The organism is Enterococcus sp. DIV0561, from assembly GCF_050539875.1.
GTDB classification, from domain to species: domain Bacteria; phylum Bacillota; class Bacilli; order Lactobacillales; family Enterococcaceae; genus Enterococcus; species Enterococcus faecalis.
The window spans coordinates 22354-42286 of the sequence record NZ_CP172927.1; the positions used below are offsets into that span (position 1 = coordinate 22354).

Genomic DNA, 19933 nt, shown 5'->3' on the forward strand with positions numbered 1-19933 from the left:
TCTAGGTTTCGAACCGATACACTAAAGTTGGCACGAAACTTGCTTATAATAAGGTGTCCCTTTTTACCTAAAATTTTTAAGTAAAAAGACAAAGGTCCTAACCTTTAAAAATGAATTTAAAGGAGCATTCCCGATGGTAATGGATATTCGTTTAGCTCGAATTGATGATCGATTAATTCATGGCCAAGTAGCAACTGTTTGGGCAAAATTGACGAACATTAATCGCATTTTAGTGGTTAGTGATTCCGTTGCTCATGACAATTTGAGAAAAGCCTTGTTGGTTCAAGCTGCTCCACCTGGTGTCAAAGTAAATGTCATCACTGTTCAAAAAATGATTGATGTTTACCCTGATCCTCGTTTTGATTCGTTTCGAGCCATGTTGTTATTCACTAATCCTTTGGACGTGAAACGAGTGGTCGAAGGCGGTGTACAACTAACTTCTGTGAATATTGGCGGAATGAGTTTCAGCACAGGCAAGCGAATGATTACGAATGCAGTTGCAGTGGATGCCAACGATTTAAAAGCATTTCTGTTTTTAAATGAACAAGGTATTGAATTGGAAATTCGAAAAGTCGCAGCAGACAGCCAAGTGAATTTGATGGATTTACTGAAAAAAGAGCGTAGCAAAGAAAATAACGCCAGCTGACGTTTATTTTTACAGACGAAAGACATTGAAAGGATGTGGTGGCCTAGGACCAACATCATTGCTTCATGAACTGTATTGATAAAGGCAAGTGCTGATGTTGAAAAAAATCAAGAACTATTGAAATTTTTTCATTTATTTTTGTCAGAATCTGATTTATCTGATTTTTTTCAAAAAGTGAAAGCGTTTAGCAGTACAACCATGAAAAAAAACATCAATTATACAGGAGGTATAAAAATGGTAGGAATTATCCTAGCAAGTCACGGTGAATTTGCTGAAGGGATCTTGCAATCTGGTGCAATGATCTTTGGCGAACAAGAAAATGTAAAAGCAGTTACGTTAATGCCTAGCGAAGGTCCCGATGATGTAAAAGCAAAAATGCAAGAAGCCATTGCATCGTTTGACAATCAAGACGAAGTACTATTTTTAGTTGACCTATGGGGAGGAACACCATTTAACCAAGCGAACTCATTGTTAGAAGATCATAAAGACAAATGGGCAATCGTTGCAGGTATGAATTTACCAATGGTTATTGAAGCATATGCTTCTCGTTTCTCTATGGAATCAGCACAAGAAATTGCGACACACATTCTTGAAACAGCAAAAGATGGTGTCAAAGTTAAACCAGAAGAGTTACAACCAGCAGAAGCACCAAAAGCTGCTGCGACAGAAGATGCACAGCCAAAAGGTTCGTTACCACCAGGTACAGTTGTTGGCGATGGCAAAATTAAATTTGTGCTAGCACGTATTGATTCACGTTTATTACATGGTCAAGTAGCAACAGCTTGGACAAAAGCAACACAACCAAACAGAATTATTGTTGTTTCTGATGCCGTTGCAAAAGATGACTTACGTAAGAAATTAATCGAACAAGCAGCTCCTCCAGGAGTAAAAGCCAATGTTATTCCAATCAGTAAAATGATTGAAGTAGCGAAAGATCCACGTTTTGGCAATACAAAAGCATTATTATTATTTGAAAATCCTGAAGACGTCTTAAAAGTGGTTGAAGGCGGCGTAGAAATCCCAGAAGTAAACGTTGGTTCAATGGCTCACTCTGTTGGAAAAGTCGTTGTAAGCAAAGTATTATCAATGGGTCAAGAAGACGTTGATACGTTTGATGAATTAAAAGCCAAAGGCATCAAATTTGATGTGCGTAAAGTGCCAAATGATTCAAAAGCGAATATGGACGAAATTTTGAAAAAAGCAAAAAATGAGTTAGCAAACGCGTAACTCGCCAAATACAAATCAAAATAGGAGGCTTATCATGTCTGTTATATCAATTATTTTAGTTTTACTCGTTGCCTTTCTAGCTGGTATGGAAGGGATTTTGGATGAGTTCCAATTCCACCAACCGTTAGTAGCATGTACATTAATCGGATTAGTTACTGGTAATTTAGAAGCCGGAATTGTTTTAGGTGGTACTTTACAAATGATCGCGTTAGGTTGGGCGAACATCGGGGCTGCCGTTGCACCGGATGCCGCTTTAGCATCTGTTGCCTCAGCAATTATTTTAGTTTTAGGTGGCCAAGGTGTTAAAGGTGTTCCTTCAGCGATTGCCATCGCAGTTCCTTTAGCGGTTGCAGGTTTGTTCTTAACAATGATCGTTCGGACAGTTGCGGTTCCAATCGTTCACATGATGGACGCGGCTGCTGAAAAAGGCAACATTAAACAAGTTGAAATGTTACACATTTTCGCTGTATGTTTACAAGGTATTCGTATTGCGATTCCAGCAGGTGCTTTACTATTCATTCCTGCTGACACTGTTCGTAATTTCTTAGAATCAATGCCAGCTTGGTTAACTGATGGTATGGCTATCGGTGGTGGTATGGTCGTTGCCGTAGGTTATGCATTAGTAATCAACATGATGGCAACAAAAGAAGTATGGCCATTCTTCATTATCGGTTTCGTAGTCGCAGCGATTTCTCAATTAACATTAATCGCATTAGGTGCTTTAGGTGTCGCTTTAGCTCTTATTTACTTGAACTTATCTAAAATGGGCGGTTCTTCTAACTCAAATGGCGGAGGCAACTCTGGCGACCCATTAGGCGATATTTTAAACGACTACTAATTCTGAAGGAGGAGCAAAGAAAATGGCAGAAAAAATTCAATTAACTAAAAAAGATCGTTTAGCTGTAGCTTGGCGTTCAACATTTATCCAAGGTTCTTGGAACTATGAACGTATGCAAAACGGCGGCTGGGCATTCTCAATGATTCCAGCAATCAAAAAATTATATAAAACGAAAGAAGAACGTTCAGCGGCGTTAAAACGTCACTTAGAGTTCTTTAATACACACCCATACATTGCCTCACCAATTCTTGGTGTAACATTAGCTTTGGAAGAAGAACGTGCCAATGGCGCACCAGTTGATGACGTAGCGATTCAAGGGGTTAAAGTTGGGATGATGGGTCCTTTAGCCGGTGTCGGTGACCCAGTTTTCTGGTTTACTGTTCGTCCAATGTTAGGCGCTTTAGGTGCTTCCTTAGCAATGGGTGGTAACATCTTAGGCCCAATCTTATTCTTCGTTGCTTGGAACTTAATTCGTTGGTCATTCATGTGGTATACACAAGAGTTTGGTTACAAAGCAGGTTCTAAAATTACTGATGACCTTTCAGGTGGTTTACTACAAGATATTACAAAAGGTGCTTCTATTTTAGGGATGTTCGTACTGGCCGCATTAGTTCAACGTTGGGTATCGATTAAGTTCTTACCAATTGTTTCACAAGTTAAGTTAGACAAAGGTGCTTATATCGAGTGGGATAAACTTCCTGCTGGCGGTGAAGGAATGCATAAAGCCTTTGAACAAGTGAACCAAGGCTTGGCGCTTTCACCAACGAAAGTTACTACTTTACAAGATAACTTAGATCAATTGATTCCAGGTCTAGCACCATTACTACTTACATTCTTATGTATGTGGTTATTGAAGAAAAAAGTTAGCCCAATCGTTATCATTCTTGGTTTATTCGTAGTCGGCGTTGTCGGCCACTTAATCGGCTTATTATAAGAATGACGAGGTCGGGACAGCACCGTTTAGCTCCGAGAAATAAGAAGAAATTTTCGAAAATTGCTCTTTAATTTTTGGAGAATTTCGGCTTATTTCCGAAGGAGCTGGTTCTGTTTCCGCCGTTTATCAGTTTTTGATTCTGGAACAAAAAAAGCGGAAGAGAAGTCGAGAAACTTTTCTTCCGCTTTTTTAAACAAAGATGTAATTTTGTTTGTTTCGATCAGGAAAGAAACGTATAATAAAGAGGAATTAGTCGAATGAAATGGAGCAGATAACATGGTACAATCATTAAACACAAAAGTTGATTTAGTTATAGATGCGACGGCATTTACAGGATTAACAGATTATGGACAAATTATGATAGGTGACCGCGGGTTTGAATTTTACCATGCCAAAGATCCACGTAAGTTTATCCAAATTCCGTGGGAAGAAGTCGATTACGTGTTGGCTTCAGTAATGTTCAAAGGAAAATGGATTCCTCGTTATGCGATTCAAACCAAGAAAAATGGGACGTATACGTTTGCTTCAAAAGAGCCGAAGCGAGTGTTACGAGCTATTCGTGAATATGTTGATCCAGATCACATGGTCCAATCTTTGAGTTTCTTTGATGTCATAAAAAGAGGGATCCTCTCGATTGGGAAAAAGAAAAAATAATTTATAACTGTTACTTTTTTATAAACTAGATGAAAAAGTAGCGGTTTTTTTGTGGGATAAATTGACGGAAAGCAATGGTGATGTTACTTTTATTTATACAAAAATGTCTGAATTTTATACAAAAAAAGATAATTAATGTTTTTTTGTTTTTTTAAATATGTTTATTGTAAGAGTAGTTTTTATAAAATATAAAAAATATTTGACAACATATAAAATAGTAGTAACATAATAAGTGTAATAAATTATTTTATAGAGGAGTGAGTGTCATGGAACAACGACAACATCATGGAATAGACTGGGGTTCATTAGTATTAGGAATTCTATTTGTTCTGACTGCATTAATTTCCTTCCAAAATCCTGCCGGTAATTTAATTGCCATTGTGATGGTTTTTGCGATTTTTGCTATTATTAAAGGGATTTTCGAAATTTTTGTACGTAATCGTATGAAAGAATTGCTAGGCTACAAAGCTTATGCACCAATCATCTTAGGGATTATTGATATCCTAATTGGTGTTTACTTATTGTTTAACTTAAATATTGGTGTCGCTGTGTTACCATTTGTTTTTGCAATTTGGTTTTTATTCGACTCAATTTTCGGCTTATTTACTTTAGATTTTGCTAAACGAGTAAGCACAGGTTACTTCTGGTTCACATTAATTGTTGACGTTTTAGGGATTATCTTAGGTGTAATGTTATTATTTAATCCATTGTCTTCAGCATTAACTTTAAGCTTCTTAGTTGGCTTTTACTTTATGATGTTTGGTATTAGCAATATTGTATATGCTTTTAGATAAAAGAAGTAAAAAAACAGGTTTTCCGAAAAGGAAAACCTGTTTTTTTTTAATAACGACGGTGGCAGTTACCATTATTTCCCGAAATTGTTCGAACAAGCCACACGATAATCGCTACGGGAACTAAAATTTTTACTGCTAGCCACAATAAGCTTCCCACGATACCGACAACGGCACTAAAGAGTGAACCGACAACTAAAAATAAAAGGACCACTAAAAGAATATTTATAAACATTGGTCGTTGATTATTCATACGTACTACCTCCAAATTTTTCCTGTTTTCTATATACAGAGTATAGCAAGAATGCGCAACAAGCACCTCCATCGGAAGGCTGATTTTTTTCTCTGGCGAATGATGGAGCCGCTGTTGGTTATTTTGGACTTTCTGATTGAAATAATCAGAATATTCTGGTGTATAATTATAAAAAAGGATTTAAAGTGAGGGATTGGATGACGACTGAGGGATTAATCGCTTTGTTAGAAAAGAAACGAAATGATTTAAGTAAAATTGAAAATCAAGTACTGGATTATATTTTGACGCATATGACGGAAATTAGTTCACAAACCATTTATGAGGTGGCGCAGGCGTTGTTTGTTTCAACAGCCACTATTTCTCGGACAGCCAAACACTTAGGTTATCGAGGCTTCCAAGAATTAAAATATGCGATCGTCCAATCGGTGCAGAGCGAGAGCACAGAAAGCGATAGTCGTAGTTTTCAAGCCATTACGCAACAATTGATCGCCAACGTGCAAGATAGTTTTCAACAGATGGATGAAGCCAAAGTCGCGGAAATGCTAAAAATGATTGAGTGCGCGAATACGATTGAAGTGTTCGGTGTTGGTGGCAGTTTTCCTATTTGTACTGATTTTGCACGAAAGCTAACATTTTTAGGAAAAAAAGCCTATGCACGATCTGATTGGGATGAACAAGCGGCAGCAGTTAAGAATCTGGATGGACAGGATTTAGCCATTTTTGTCAGTTATACAGGAGAAACTAAGGGGATTTTAGCGTATGCACGTGTAGCGCAGGAACAGCAAGTGCCGATGATTAGTTTGATTTCGACTAAAGGAAGCACCTTGGAAAAATTGTCGACGACGACGTTATTTGCCAAAGGGACGACACGTTATCATCAGCGCGTGGATTTAAGTTCAAGAATTGCTGTCATTTGTTTGTTCGATACGGTTTTATTAATGTACGCAGAGGCAAAGCAGCCGCGGTAATTTTATGCAACACCATACTAAATGATGTAAGGGGATACAGAAAAAGTGTAGCCTCTTTTTTCTTTGTTTTGGGCTAGTTATAATGAGGGCAATGAATGTAAACGCAATCATTTTTAGTTTTGTAAAGAATGAATGGAGGAGTTAAGAAATGGCAGTAAAGAAAAAGAAAGCGACTTTCTGGGAGTTTTTCCAAGGATTAGGCAAAACGTTTATGTTACCAGTGGCTTTATTAGCTTTTATGGGGATTTTGTTGGGATTAGGAAGTTCTTTTTCCAGTGAATCTATGATTGAAACGATCCCATTTTTAGGAAAGCCCGCAGTAAAAATTATTTTCCAATTTATGTCGACAATTGGTGGTTTTGCGTTTGCCTATTTACCTGTCATGTTTGCAATGGCCATTCCGTTGGGGTTAGTTCGGAAAGAAAAAGGAATTGCTGCGTTTTCAGGTTTCGTAGGCTATACGGTGATGAATTTAGCGATTAATTTCTATTTAGTGCAGACGAATCGCCTCGTGGATCCTGAACAGTTGCGGGAAGCTGGCCAAGGAATGGTTTTTGGGATTCAAACGATTGAAATGGGCGTTCTCGGTGGAATTATCGCGGGGCTTATTGTCTATAAGTTGCATAATCGATTTTATACGGTGCAACTACCAGATAGTTTTGCCTTCTTTTCTGGCGCACGGTTTGTGCCAATTATTACTTCATTAGTGATGGCCTTCGTGGGCTTAGTCATTCCGTTAGTTTGGCCACTTTTCGCGCTAATGATTATGGCGATTGGCCAACTTATCCAACGTTCTGGTATTTTTGGGCCTTTTCTGTTTGGGTCAGGGGAACGTCTACTGTTGCCGTTTGGGTTGCATCATATTTTGGTTTCCATGATTCGTTTTACTGAAGCAGGGGGTTCAGCGGTGGTGGCTGGCAAAGAAGTGTTTGGTGCGTTAAATATTTTCTATGCAGAATTGCAAAATAATTTACCGATTTCACCAAGCGCAACAGCTTTCTTGTCACAAGGGAAAATGCCGACCTTTATTTTTGGCTTACCAGCGGCGGCGCTTGCGATGTATCATACTGCAGCTCCGGCGAATCGACATAAGATTAAAGGCTTACTCCTTTCAGGTGTAATTGCTACGGCTATCACTGGCATTACAGAACCAATTGAATTTTTATTCTTATTTATTAGTCCATTATTATGGCTGTTTCATGTCATTATGACTGGTCTAGGTTTCATGGTAATGGCTTTATTGGGTGTTGTGATTGGAAACACTGATGGCGGGCTACTGGACTTTGTTATTTTTGGCTTGTTACAAGGAACTTATACAAAATGGTGGTGGGTTCTCATTGTCGGCGCTATCTGGTTTGTTGTTTATTATTTCGTCTTTAAAACAGTCATTGTAACCTTTGATTTAAAAACACCTGGACGAGACAAGGTCTTAGATGAGACTGAATATACCGATCAAGAAGTTCAATATAAGAAAACGGGTGGCTATGATGCGCCTGGGATTTTAGCGGCTTTGGGTGGGCAAGAGAATATTCAAGCTATTGATAATTGCATTACGCGTTTACGTTTAGTGTTAGCAGATGCTAATAAAGTAGATGATGACAAATTAAAGCAATTAGGGGCTTTAGGCGTCGTGCATTTAGATGCGCAGAATGTGCAAGTGATTATCGGAACCAAAGTGACAACGGTCCGTAATCAATTAGAGATGATTTTAGGTTAGAAAAAAGACAGAAGGTGAAGAGTGTGTCGTTTGATAAAGCAATTGATCGACGAGGAACGTATTGTACACAGTGGGATTTTGTAGAAGATCGATTTGGGGAAGCGGACTTGCTTCCCTTCACTATTTCCGATACGGATTTTGCTGTGCCAGAGGCAGTTCTGGCAACATTACAGGAGCGTTTGAAACATCCCGTATTTGGCTATACGAGGTGGAACCATCCACAATTAAAAGAAGCAATTCAAACGTGGTACCAGACAAGATTCCAGACGAAGATTGAAGAACACTGGATTATGTATACCCCGACCGTTATCTATGGGATTTCTGCGTTGATCCAATTATTAACTAATGAAGGGGAGGGCATTATTTTACAAACACCTGCGTATGATGCATTTTTTAAAGTTATTCAGGAAAATAAGCGGCAAGTAGTGGCAAATGAACTGCTTTATCAAGAGAAGCGCTACAGCATTGATTTTATTGATTTAGAAAAAAAACTAGCGCAACCAGAAAATCGCTGTTTGCTTTTATGTTCTCCGCATAATCCAACAGGACGTGTTTGGGAGCAATGGGAATTAGAGCGAATGGTTTCATTGTGCCAACAGTATGATGTGTTTTTACTTTCTGATGAAATTCATATGGATATCGTTAATAAAGGCCAAGTTCATCGACCAATTACGCAATTTGGTTATAAAAAATCTGCCATTATTACCAGTGGCACGAAAACCTTTAATTTTCCAGGGCTGATTTTTGCTTACGCCCTAATTCCAGATAACGAATTACGTGACGCTTTTCAGCTCAAATTAAAAAATGCCGATGGTTTATCATCAACAAGTATTTTGGGAATGCTAGCAACCATGACGGCCTATCAAAAATGTGGTACTTGGGTTGACGAGTTGAATGATTATTTAGCGGAGAACCAACGTTACGTGAAAGATTTTTTACAGACATATTTGCCAAAAATTAAAGTGACGGAGCTGGAAGCCACTTACTTAATGTGGTTGGACGTCTCAGCGGCAGTTCCAGATGTGGCCCGCTTACAAGAGGCTTTAGTTTCTGTGGGGAAAGTCGCCATTATGGACGGCTCAATTTATGGCGGTAATGGACAGCGATTTTTACGGTTAAATATTGGCTGTTCGCAAGCAAAACTACACGAGGGACTTGAAAGGATGCGCCAATGTTTTGAAGCTGTTTTACAAAAGGATGGCACAACATCAGCGCTTGGGAATAATTGAGAAAAGATAGCATTCCGAAAATGGTTGCAGTACAATGGAAAAATAGAAACAAATAAAATAACAAAAAGTAACAACTTGTCATTTACTGGGGGAAAAGAAATGAGAACAATTAAAACAAAGCAAGCACCACAAGCAATTGGGCCATATTCACAAGCAAAAATTGTGAATGGTTTATTGATTACTTCTGGTCAGATTCCACTGGATCCTGAAACAGGCAAGGTGGTTGGTACAACGATTAAAGAACAAACCAATCAAGTACTGAAAAATATTCAAGGGATTTTAATAGAAGCTGGTAGTGATTTTGCTCATGTAGTCAAAACGACATGCTATTTACAAAATATGGCGGATTTCACGGCATTCAATGAAGTCTATGCTGAGTATTTTAGTGCGGAATATCCTGCACGCACAACGATTGAAATCTCTAAATTACCGATGGATGTGTTGGTGGAGATTGAGATTATCGCAGAAGTAGTGGCGTAAAAAATACAGTTAAAAGAGTGAGAAAAAATCGTCTTAGATTTTTTTTCACTCTTTTTTTTCAATAAAACAATACGATTCAGCCAAAATGTCTAGCCGTGCTGGAAAATTTTCAGCAAATAGGCTACCATGGAAGAAAATCGATAAAACGAAAGTTAAATGAATAGAAAAGAGATATGAAAGAGGCTATGATGAAAAAAAATATTAGCCAACTAACGCAGTGGTTGAAAGAACACAGTTTATTATTGAAACTAATTTTTCTTGGTTCTGTATTAGTTTTCGTGGCTAACCAAGTGACACATATCGCTCAAGGCATGACCTGGGCGGATATTTTTTCCACGATGGAACAACAAAGTACGGGACGTTTAATTGGTATGGTCTTGGCAGGACTGTTAGGGGTTATTCCAATGCTCCTTTATGACTATGTAGTCGTTAAATTATTGGAAAAAGAAGGTAAGCCACCAATGAAACGAATGGATTGGTTAACTTCGGCTTGGGTCACTAATACCATTAATAACTTAGCGGGTTTTGGCGGCGTGGTTGGGGCAACGCTACGGATTAATTTTTACGGAAAAGATGTACCGCGGGGCAAGGTTGTAGCAACGGTCTCAAAAGTTGCTCTGTTCTTGATTTCAGGGTTATCTATTTTATCTTTTGTGGCGTTTGTTGATTTATTTTTTATTCGAACCCAAAATGTTTTTCGTGAATATTGGGTTTGGTTATTATTGGGCAGCCTGATTGCGCCCGCGCTCTGGTTTTTCACGTATTTAAAACGGCGAACATTGTTTAAAACATTTTTTCCAAAAGCGGTGCTCCTTTTATTCGGCGCTTCATTAGGTCAATGGCTAGGTGGGATGTTTGCTTTCTTGATGATAGGTCGCTTGATGCAGGTGCCAGTTTCGATGGTTTCTGTTTACCCAATGTTTGTTATCGCTACGTTGATTGGGATGTTAACTATGGTTCCTGGTGGTATGGGAACGTTTGATGTCTTAATGATTTTGGGCTTATCACAATTAGGGATTGATCGATCACAAGCGGTCGTCTGGTTGTTGTATTATCGTTTGTTCTATTATGTGACGCCTTTTATGACAGGAGTTATTTTGTTCTTGCAACAAGCAGGCATGAAAGTTAATCAATTTTTTGATAATTTACCTCGGTTATTTTCACAAAAAGTGGCGCATTTTATTTTGGTGGCGGCGTTATATTTTGCAGGAATTATGATGGTTCTATTATCGACTGTGACGAATTTGTCGAATGTCAGTCGTTTATTCCAAGTGTTACTTCCCTTTTCTTTTAATTTTTTAGATCAAACATTGAATTTATTTGTAGGATTCTTGTTATTAGGTTTAGCTCGAGGCATTTCTATGAAAGTGAAAAAAGCTTATTGGCCTACAATTATTTTACTAGGATTTTGTATTGTAAATACGGTGGCACGAACGACTTCGTGGCAGTTAATTGCTGTTTATGCCGTTATTTTATTGGCGGTTATTTTGGCTCGTAAAGAATTTTATCGTGAAAAGTTTGTTTATTCATGGGGCGCTTTAACGGTAGATAGTATTTTGTTTGGCTGCTTGTTTATCGGTTATGCGGTTGCTGGCTATTACGCCGCACGACCAGCTGGTGGCAATCAAGTTATCAATCACTTTTTGTTGTTTCCGTCAGATGATGTTTGGTTTAACGGATTGATTGGTTTAAGTATTTCCTTGATTGGTTTATTCTTTTTGTATCAATATTTAGCCGAAACAACTGTTACTTTAGGTGAGGGGTTTGAAGAAGCGCGGTTGACACGCTTTTTGGAAAAATTTGGTGGCAACGAAGGCAGTCAATTTTTGTATTTAAAGGATTATGGTCATTTTTACTACCAAGAAGAAGGCGAAGATCAAGTACTTTTTGGGTTTCAAATGAAGTTTAATAAATGCTTTGTCTTGGCGGATCCAATTGGGCACCGAGAGAAATGGACAGCGGCGACACTGGCGTTTATGGATCAAGCTGATTTGTTAGGTTATCAATTAGTTTTTTATCGTATCTCGGAAGAATATGTTATGAATCTTCACGATTGCGGCTTTGAATTTATGAAAGTTGGGGAAGAAGGCTTGATTCAATTTGATGAGCCGTCAACAGTGAATCAAACAGCCTGGACGGAAACAGTGACTGAAAAAATAGCAGCAGAAGCAGCGGATTTTCAGTTTGAATTTTATCCCGAAACGATTAGTGATGCCTTATATCAAGAGTTAGAACGAGTTTCTGCGGACTGGTCACGGAATCAAAAAGAGCGCTACTTTATTGGTGGACGGTTGGATCCCGAGTACTTGAAATGCAGTAGTGTGGGCTTGGTGAGACAGAAACAAACGGTCATCGGTTTTATTACGGGAAAAGAAATGGAAAAAGGCAAAAGTATTTCGTATGATTTGTTACGTATTCGTTCAGAAGCACCTGCTTTTACTAGAGAATATTTGTTCACTCATTTTATTGAAACCTATCAACAGCAGGGCTATCAATTAATTGATATTGGGATGGCGCCGTTGGCTAACGTAGGGGAGAGCAAGTACTCTTTTTTAAAAGAACGCTTTGTTAATATTTTTTACAAGTATAGTTATCAAATTTATGCGTTTCAAGATACACGCAAGCGCAAAGAACAATATGTCACTAGTTGGCAACCACGTTATTTTGCTTATCCTAAGCGGACCAGTGTACTCTTTGCTTTTGTGCAACTTTCCTTGTTGATTACGAAAGGAAGACATCAAAGTGTTTCGCTTGTGGAAGAAGCAATGACTGAAATTTAAAAAAATCACGCGATGACTTAGCCATCGCGTGATTTTTTATTTGTCTTCTTTTTTACGGTTTCGTCTAGCAGGAATCAAGGTTACGTATGCAACGAAACCACCAGTACATAGAACGAATAACACGATGCCAGGAATCAATCCTTCTGGTAAATAAGAGAACTGAATAGTATGGGTTCCAGCGCTGACAGGAACGCTTAGAAAGGCATCTTTAAAGGCTTTTGGGGTAACTTTTTTGCCGTCAATTTTGACACGCCAACCTTTGTCATAAGGAATTGTAGTGACGAGTACTTGATCTTTGTCGGCGGTAAAGGTACCTGAAGCAGAGCGTTTGCCAGTGGTTAAATCAACGCCTTTTTCTTGCACGGCGGAAATGGCTTTTTCAAATGCATTGGTATTTAAGCCAACCACTTGCGGCTGAACAAAACTTACTGCTTTGGTTCCATAAAAACTTACTTTGAAGTTAACAGTTGTATCTTTGGGATAGTAGCCTAAATTATAATATTGGCCAGTAATGCCAATTTGTGATTGCTGACTTGAGCCGTTCACGGTGACCGTCGCAGTGGAACTTTCCAATTGAGCAAAATCCGTTGGGAATAAACTCAAATAAGCTTGCGTATTGGCGGGCACATTGACTGTATAAGAAATCTCTTTGGCTACGTTATGTTGTTTCTCCGTAAAAGTTACGCCAGCTGTATTTTGCGTAATTGTCACGTTATTTTGAAGCGTCATCGTTGGTTGATAAAAGGTAAAATACCGTTCATTGGTATTGGCTAGAGCATTTAGTAAATTTGTTTGACTACCTAAATTATCATTGAGAGGTTGCCGGACATTGTAAATCTCTTTGTCTGCTAAAAATCCTAACGGCAAAGCATTTTCGTTACGATAAAGCTGATATTTACCAGCAGCTGCTTGTCGCTCAAAGCCGAATTTCATTGGATTGTTTTCAGCAATATTGTATTTAATGCCCATCAAAGCATCCATTAACAAGGTATTATTTTGGTAACGAATATTTAAATTCGTGCCTCGTGAGCGGAAACCTAAGGCGTTTAGGTATGTTGAAGAATGTCGGTTCCGCACGGAAGAAAACATGCTAATGCCACTGTAGCCATAGTTAATGCCGTCATTGGCCGAAACACCATTTAAATTTTCCAAGCGGTAAAAGGTATCATTTTCTTTTTTTGTCTGATCGACTAGATTTTTTAGGTCAGGATAAGGTTCAGAATACAAGCTACGTGATGCGTAGTTCCAATCATCTAAAATACCAGTGACCATCGCCCGTGTGTTAATGATTGCTTCACCAGAAACGAGCAGCAATAACAAAATCACTAAGTATTGCATAGGCGCTTTTTTCAATTGATAAAAAGCAATTCCGAAAAAGTATAATAGTAAAAAAGTTGCTGTTAATACGAAAGAGGTTAAAGTCACATACGTATAACTAGTAGCACCTTTTGTGCCCATTGCAAGAGCAAAAATTGCTAAAAGAATCAAAATCAAGCCGCTTAAGACGCCGAGATCATCCTTTTCAAATTTCTCCCAACCATAACCTGCAAGCAAAATAACTAAGAATGAAAAGAGGAAACTATAGCGGAAAAGAAACATGTTCGGCGCATGCATACCGTGCCAGAATAAATTTAAGGGCGTGATGTAAAAGCTAGCAATCAATAGGACAAACAAACTGCCAAAAAGTAGTTTGTTTTTCAATGGAACTTCTTTCGTAACGAAATAGAAGAGACAAAAAACCAAAGGCAACAACCCAATGTAAATAAAAGGAATGGACCCATATTTGGTTGTATCGTAAACGCCAATCATATTTTTCATAATAATATCTAAAAAGGCAGTCGCTTCTGTTTTAAAGGTTGTAATTTCAGAAAGAGTTTCACCATTGGTTCGTAAATCTAAGACAGCAGGTAAGACCATAATCATGGATGCTCCACCAGCTAAAAGAGAAGTAGTAAAATACGCAACGATTCGAGATTTATATCGTTGCCAGTCTGTAAACGTTCGTGCAAAATAGTACAGGAAGGAAAACAACCCAATCATAAAGCCAAAATAATAATTTGTAATGAAAAGCAAGAAATAACTGACAAACAATAATGTCGGCTTTCGTTGGTCCATTAAACGATGAATTCCTAAAATTACGAGTGGCAGATAAATAAAGGCATCCAGCCACATAATTAATTCTGAATGGGCCACAATGAAGGACATTAGCGCATAAGACACACTTAAAGTCACATGGGACCATTTAGGAATCTTAAAGGTTTGTTTTGCCAAGAACCAAAAACTCAAGCCAGCACTCCCAATTTTCAACAACGTTAGGAAATAGAGCGCATCAGGCATGTTTTGATTGTTAAAGAAAAAGACGAGCGGCGTAAATAAGCCACCAAGATAATAGGAAATTAAGGACAAGTAGTTTAATCCCAAAGAAGCATTCCACGTATAGAAAAGACTTTGTTTTCCATGAAGAACATTGTTAAAGCTTGCGTGAAAGTTTGAAAATTGAGAAAAGGCATCGCTGGCTAAAACACTGCGACTACTTCCTGGATAAATCCCAATACTCAAATAGATAATTGCCATAATTAAAAATGGAATGAAGAAACTGGCTAACATATAAGGCCAGTTGTTTTTTAAAAACTGCCTACTTTTATTTTTCATAAATAACCTCACCTGATTTTTCGAAAGTACCTATAGTTTATCATACTCTTTATTTGATGTACCAATAGAAGAAAAACTTTAAAATTTTATTAGGATCCTAAGGGTGGAGTGAAGAAGAATTAGTAGTAAGAGATTGACATTCAAATGCTAAATCACCAGATTAAACAACGAATATTCTCCGAAAAATTGCTGAAAACACCTTGTGGATAACTTTGTGCATAACTCTGTTGAAAACCACAAAAGAGCTTTTTATCTCGGTTTATCCACAAGGATAAGTTTTCGAGTTGCTAAAAAAAATAGACGTAAGTTCAGAAGTCCTGCTTGCTAAAAGTAAAGGAACCCATAAAGTTGAAAGAAGATGAAAACGTTATTAAAACAACGTTTTCATCTTCTTTTTTCTAGAATTTACAAAGATTTAATGTCGAACAAATAAACACTGTGGAAAAGTTTTTTGGAAAAAATAAGAAATTTCATCCACAAAGTTTTCTGTGGAGAATTTAAAAATGCTTGTCAAGCTTTTTTTGAAAAAATGTGGATAACTTTTTAAAGACACGCTTTTTTCCATTTGCGAATTTGCGTTCGGAAACTAGTAAAAGGGGCAACGCTATTAATGTGAATCCATTTCCAAAGAGGCCATTGTGCTTTGGTGGTCGCCCAAGCCCGTTGTTGAGGTAAAAATAATTCATCTTCGGAAAGCGAGTCAATCCAATGAAGTAATTTTTCTAAGGTGTCTTGCAACGCAATCAGCTGACTTTCTAAACTCATTTGTCCATAGGTTTGATAAAATGATTGATAGAGAGCGCCCAGTTGATTCCATTTATAGCCTTCAGCTGGCGTTTGAACGGTCAGACCACGTTGTTCTTGTTCTTCCCAAGAAAGCAGCAAGTTGAGCCAGCCTAATTGATAGGCTAAGTTCTCTGAAGGTGTTTTAGCTACTATTTCAATTCGGTGATCTTTAAGTGTTTCAGGAATTTCTGCAAATTCAGCTAAATATTTTTGTGAAGCTATTTGAATGGCCTCAATCAAGGCTTCTTTTGATTCATAGGTTCGCATTCTTCGGCTAACGTCCTTTCTTGGTAGGATCTGCTTGTTTTTCATGAGTAATTTGAGTGACTAAACCAAAAGGATCTTTCACAATCGCATAAAATGTTGCAAATTCATTTTCAATTGGTTCTTGGATAATACAGGATTCGGGATGGCACGTGAGTTTTTCAAAAATTGTTTTGGCAGAGTGACGGCTGTCGACGGTTAAGCTGAGGGTCAATTGTTCTGTGGGCGTGGTATTCATTCCTGCAAACAAAGGATTATCAGCTAGTTGTAATTGAAAAGTGTCCATTTGTAAAATCGAGTGAGAAAGCCAGTGTTCTTCGCCAGCGGGAATGGTCAAAGAAGGATTTAAGCGCTCTTTAAATTCTTGATTAGTAATTTTAAAAAGAATATCACCAGCAAAGGCTTCTTGGTAAAACGTCAAGGCTTCCGTTGCTCGTCCATTTAAGACCATAAAAAGGGCAAATTGTGTGTTTTTCATTGTTTGAACCTCCTAAGATTGATAAGATAAGCATAACAACAAAAGGTGTCAAAAAGTGACACCGATGGAGGGAAAAATGAAAAAATCAGAACGTTTAAATCAGGAACTTTTTTTCTTGAGAACCCATCCTCAGTTTAATTTAAATCAGTTAATGAAAACTTTTGGGATTTCTAAAAGCACAGCTTTGCGGGATATTGAAGCTTTGGAAAATTTAGGCGTGCCGCTATATGTGGAGAATGGTCGTTATGGTGGCTATCGAGTTTTAAACAAACCGTTGTTGCCGCCGATTTATTTTAATGAAAACGAAGTGTTAGCGATCTTTTTTTCGTTACAATTACTGAAATTAGTCGCAGAGTCACCGTTTGGTCATTCCTATCAGCAGATTAAGCAAAAATTATTGCATTCTTTAGATGAACCAACCCAATTTAAAATCAGTCAAATGAGTAAGGTCGTCTATTACGAAGGAATTGAACAAGTAGAAGCACCAGGCAATTTAGAGCAGCTGTTTCATTGTATTTTGGCGCAACAAGTAATTCAGTTTAACTATACCAGATATGAAGCAACAACGAAAAAAATCTTACCAACCCGGTTAACTATTTTAGAAGGGTATTGGTATTGTTCAGGCTATGATGTGACTAAAAAGGCTTGGCGTACTTACCGCTGTGATTTTATGGAGGCTATTCAGCAGTTAAACCAAGCACTGGATTTTACGAATGAAGAATTGAAAGAATCGTATCGCCATCAACAAACGACGGCACGTACGATTCCATTTAAAGCAATCATTACAGAAAAAGGCAAAGAATTTTTTTATAAACATCGCTTTGACAATATTCAGTTGGAAGAAACGCCCACGGAGTGTTTTTTAGTTGGACAGATTCATCCAACAGAAACACAATTTTTAGCCAACTATTTTATGGGCTTTGGTGAAGAAGTGACAATTTTAGAGCCAGTCCAAGTGAAACAAGCATATGTAGAAAGTATAATGAGGATTCAAAAAAAATATCAAGAATAGATTGTGGAACTGTGAACAATTCCATGTGTAAAGATGCACATTGGGGAGGAGAAAGAAAAACCCTTGATTTTTAAATCAAGGGTTTTTCTTTCTAAGAACGTGCTTGCCCATTTCCATAAATAACATATTTTGTCGAAGTAAGCTCTGCTAGACCCATAGGTCCACGGGCATGTAATTTTTGCGTACTAATACCGATTTCGGCGCCAAATCCAAATTCAAAACCGTCCGTGAAACGAGTTGAAGCATTCGCATAAACAGCGGCTGCATCCACTTGTTGTAAAAATTGTTGTGTGGCAAAGTAATTATCACTAATAATACTTTCGGAATGTTTTGTATTGTAGCGATTAATATGCTGGATGGCTTCGTCTAAAGAATCAACGACTTTCACTGCTAAGATAAAGTCGAGAAATTCCGTTTCCCAATCTTGTTCAGTCGCTGGAATGGCTTCTTCAAAAATTGCTAACGCACGTTCATCTGCCCGAAGTTCCACGTGAAACTCCTTCAAGGCTTTTTCAATTGTTGGTAAAAAGGCTTCAGCCACTTCTTGATGAATTAATAACGTTTCGGCGGCGTTACAGACAGAAGGACGTTGACATTTAGCATTGACAATAATTTCAGTTGCCATTGTTAACTGGGCGTCTTTGTCCACGTAAATATGACAATTGCCTGTGCCCGTTTCAATAACAGGAACAGTGGCCGTTGTCAAAACAGTTTTGATTAAGTTGGCGCCGCCACGTGGAATGAGGACGTCCAAGTAGTCATTTAAGCGCATAAGTTGTTGGGCTGTTTCTCTAGAAGTATCATCAACAAATTGAATGAGATGGGGAGAAACGGCTTCTTGTATTAGCGCTTCTTGTAAAATTGTCACCAATATCTGATTGGAGTGAAACGCTTCTTTTCCGCCTCGAAGAATAACAGCATTTCCCGATTTGAAACAAAGGCTAGCGGCATCTGTTGTCACGTTTGGCCGCGATTCATAAATAATTCCAATAACACCTAAAGGCACGCGTTGTTGCCCAATTAACAGCCCCGCTTCATTGCGCCACATTTTATCTACTTCCCCAATTGGATCGGGTAAAGTAGCGACTTGGCGCATGCCCTCGGCCATCGCTGTGATCCGTTCTTCTGTTAAACGTAAGCGGTCTTGCATTGTTTCAGAAATTCCGTGGGTAGCGGCTTGCTCTAAGTCTAATGCGTTTGCTTGTAAAATGCGGGGCGCATTGGCTTCAATGGCTGCGGCCATTTTGTTTAACAAAGTATTTTTTTGACGAGTATCCATCAAGCCTAGCGTATAAGAGGCTTCTTTAGCTTGTTGCCCTAGTTGCTTTAAATCAGTCACTTTCATGCCCTCCTTTAATAAATAACGTACCGATATCTTTTCCTTCTAAAATTTCAAAGATGATTTTTGGCTGCTTTCCGTTTGCTAAAATCATCGCCTGTTGATTAGCTAACACACGTTCAGCAGCTTTTAATTTACTAGACATCCCACCAGTGCCAAAGCGGCTCCCCTTACCACCGGCTAATTGGAACAAGTCTTTATTAATTTCATTGATTTCAGAAAATAACGTGGCTTCTTTGTTGACAGTAGGGTTATCTGAAAAGAAACCATCAATATCTGATAACATAACTAACAAGTCAGCTTGAACAATTTGGCAGACAATGGCTGACAATTGATCGTTATCCCCGAACTTGGTTAAGTGATCCAATTCTTCAATTGCGACAGTATCATTTTCATTGACGATAGGAATAATATTCATTTTTAAGAGTTGTTCAAAAGTATTGGTAACATTATTGCGACTTTCAGGATATTCAATAACATCACGAGTTAATAAAACTTGTGCCATTTGTTGGCTATAGGTTGAAAACCGCTGATTATAAATGTTCATTAATTCTGCTTGGCCGACTGCAGCGACTGCCTGTTGTTCTGGAATTGTCGTTGGGCGCACAGATAGATTTAATTTATTCAGTCCGACACCAATTGCGCCAGAAGAAACTAAAATAATTTCTTTGCCTTGGTTGCTTAAATCACTCAAAGTAAAGGCTAATTGATCAATTGCTTTTAAGTTAATATTGCCATTGGGATAAATCAGAGAACTGGTTCCGACTTTGATCACAATTCGTTTGGCCTGTTGGAGTTTGTTTCTCATAAGTGCCTCGTTTCTTTTTACAGTAAAATTTGACACTCATTATAACAAAATCAGCGGCTACTAGAAAGTGCTAAATA

General features: G+C 38.1%; 19 protein-coding genes. 13 read left to right on the plus strand and 6 right to left on the minus strand.

The genetic code is table 11. The features are described 5' to 3' along the window. Positions 1 to 133: 133 nt before the first annotated feature. The 7 genes from IGM13_RS00085 (at position 134) to IGM13_RS00115 (ending at position 5093) form a co-directional block, all read left to right on the plus strand. Positions 134 to 646 carry a mannose/fructose/sorbose PTS transporter subunit IIB gene (locus IGM13_RS00085; RefSeq protein WP_002385473.1) on the plus strand — a complete coding sequence of 171 codons (513 nt, stop codon included), beginning with the start codon at positions 134 to 136 and terminating at the stop codon, positions 644 to 646. A gap of 234 nt (positions 647 to 880) precedes the next feature. Beyond that, positions 881 to 1873, plus strand: coding sequence for a mannose/fructose/sorbose PTS transporter subunit IIA (locus IGM13_RS00090; RefSeq protein ID WP_002356030.1), 993 nt, complete (start codon positions 881 to 883; stop codon positions 1871 to 1873). A gap of 34 nt (positions 1874 to 1907) precedes the next feature. After that, the gene (locus IGM13_RS00095; RefSeq protein ID WP_002356031.1) at positions 1908 to 2711 is read left to right on the plus strand and encodes a PTS mannose/fructose/sorbose transporter subunit IIC; all 804 of its coding nucleotides are present in this window, start codon (positions 1908 to 1910) and stop codon (positions 2709 to 2711) included. A 22-nt stretch (positions 2712 to 2733) separates the two neighbouring features. Continuing rightward, a complete protein-coding gene (locus tag IGM13_RS00100) occupies positions 2734 to 3645 on the plus strand; it encodes a PTS system mannose/fructose/sorbose family transporter subunit IID (protein WP_002356032.1) in 912 nt (303 codons plus the stop codon). Positions 3646 to 3705: 60 nt separating this feature from the next. After that, on the plus strand, positions 3706 to 3906 hold the full coding sequence (locus IGM13_RS00105; RefSeq protein ID WP_002416878.1) for a hypothetical protein: 201 nt from the start codon (positions 3706 to 3708) through the stop codon (positions 3904 to 3906). Positions 3907 to 3921: 15 nt separating this feature from the next. Then, positions 3922 to 4299 (plus strand): DUF956 family protein, encoded by a 378-nt coding sequence (locus IGM13_RS00110; RefSeq protein WP_002356033.1) that lies wholly within the window; start codon positions 3922 to 3924, stop codon positions 4297 to 4299. 266 nt (positions 4300 to 4565) lie between these two features. Then, on the plus strand, positions 4566 to 5093 hold the full coding sequence (locus IGM13_RS00115; RefSeq protein ID WP_002383513.1) for an HdeD family acid-resistance protein: 528 nt from the start codon (positions 4566 to 4568) through the stop codon (positions 5091 to 5093). 46 nt (positions 5094 to 5139) lie between these two features. Here IGM13_RS00115 and IGM13_RS00120 read toward each other — a convergent pair whose 3' ends face one another. Further along, positions 5140 to 5343: a hypothetical protein gene (locus tag IGM13_RS00120; protein ID WP_002383512.1), complete on the minus strand. Its 204-nt coding sequence runs from the start codon at positions 5341 to 5343 to the stop codon at positions 5140 to 5142. 197 nt (positions 5344 to 5540) lie between these two features. Between IGM13_RS00120 and IGM13_RS00125 the strand changes: the two genes are divergently transcribed. The 5 genes from IGM13_RS00125 (at position 5541) to mprF (ending at position 12517) form a co-directional block, all read left to right on the plus strand. Then, on the plus strand, positions 5541 to 6311 hold the full coding sequence (locus IGM13_RS00125; RefSeq protein WP_010714969.1) for a MurR/RpiR family transcriptional regulator: 771 nt from the start codon (positions 5541 to 5543) through the stop codon (positions 6309 to 6311). Between the two features lie 148 nt (positions 6312 to 6459). Continuing rightward, positions 6460 to 8028 (plus strand): maltose/glucose-specific PTS transporter subunit IIBC, encoded by a 1569-nt coding sequence (gene malX / locus IGM13_RS00130; RefSeq protein ID WP_002378674.1) that lies wholly within the window; start codon positions 6460 to 6462, stop codon positions 8026 to 8028. 14 nt (positions 8029 to 8042) lie between these two features. Beyond that, positions 8043 to 9257: a MalY/PatB family protein gene (locus tag IGM13_RS00135; RefSeq protein ID WP_002419446.1), complete on the plus strand. Its 1215-nt coding sequence runs from the start codon at positions 8043 to 8045 to the stop codon at positions 9255 to 9257. Positions 9258 to 9356: 99 nt separating this feature from the next. After that, positions 9357 to 9737: a RidA family protein gene (locus IGM13_RS00140; protein ID WP_010816227.1), complete on the plus strand. Its 381-nt coding sequence runs from the start codon at positions 9357 to 9359 to the stop codon at positions 9735 to 9737. Between the two features lie 188 nt (positions 9738 to 9925). Then, a complete protein-coding gene (mprF, locus tag IGM13_RS00145; RefSeq protein ID WP_002383508.1) occupies positions 9926 to 12517 on the plus strand; it encodes a bifunctional lysylphosphatidylglycerol flippase/synthetase MprF in 2592 nt (863 codons plus the stop codon). Between the two features lie 36 nt (positions 12518 to 12553). Here the strand turns inward: mprF and IGM13_RS00150 are convergent, their stop codons facing one another. From IGM13_RS00150 to IGM13_RS00160, 3 genes are all read right to left on the minus strand, one after another. Then, positions 12554 to 15169 (minus strand): YfhO family protein, encoded by a 2616-nt coding sequence (locus tag IGM13_RS00150; RefSeq protein ID WP_002419443.1) that lies wholly within the window; start codon positions 15167 to 15169, stop codon positions 12554 to 12556. A gap of 543 nt (positions 15170 to 15712) precedes the next feature. Continuing rightward, positions 15713 to 16222, minus strand: a complete 510-nt coding sequence (locus IGM13_RS00155) for a ClbS/DfsB family four-helix bundle protein (protein WP_002419441.1) — start codon at positions 16220 to 16222, stop codon at positions 15713 to 15715. A gap of 7 nt (positions 16223 to 16229) precedes the next feature. Continuing rightward, complete coding sequence (locus IGM13_RS00160) at positions 16230 to 16697, minus strand: VOC family protein (protein ID WP_002383505.1); 468 nt, start codon at positions 16695 to 16697, stop codon at positions 16230 to 16232. A gap of 64 nt (positions 16698 to 16761) precedes the next feature. Here IGM13_RS00160 and IGM13_RS00165 point away from each other — a divergent pair, with 64 nt between their 5' ends. Then, on the plus strand, positions 16762 to 17709 hold the full coding sequence (locus tag IGM13_RS00165) for a helix-turn-helix transcriptional regulator (RefSeq protein ID WP_002419440.1): 948 nt from the start codon (positions 16762 to 16764) through the stop codon (positions 17707 to 17709). A gap of 91 nt (positions 17710 to 17800) precedes the next feature. Here IGM13_RS00165 and IGM13_RS00170 read toward each other — a convergent pair whose 3' ends face one another. Then, the gene (locus tag IGM13_RS00170) at positions 17801 to 19054 is read right to left on the minus strand and encodes a glutamate-5-semialdehyde dehydrogenase (protein WP_002383503.1); all 1254 of its coding nucleotides are present in this window, start codon (positions 19052 to 19054) and stop codon (positions 17801 to 17803) included. Next, complete coding sequence (gene proB / locus IGM13_RS00175) at positions 19041 to 19856, minus strand: glutamate 5-kinase (protein ID WP_010714974.1); 816 nt, start codon at positions 19854 to 19856, stop codon at positions 19041 to 19043. The genes IGM13_RS00170 and proB overlap by 14 nt, the downstream gene beginning before the upstream one ends. Positions 19857 to 19933: the final 77 nt, after the last annotated feature.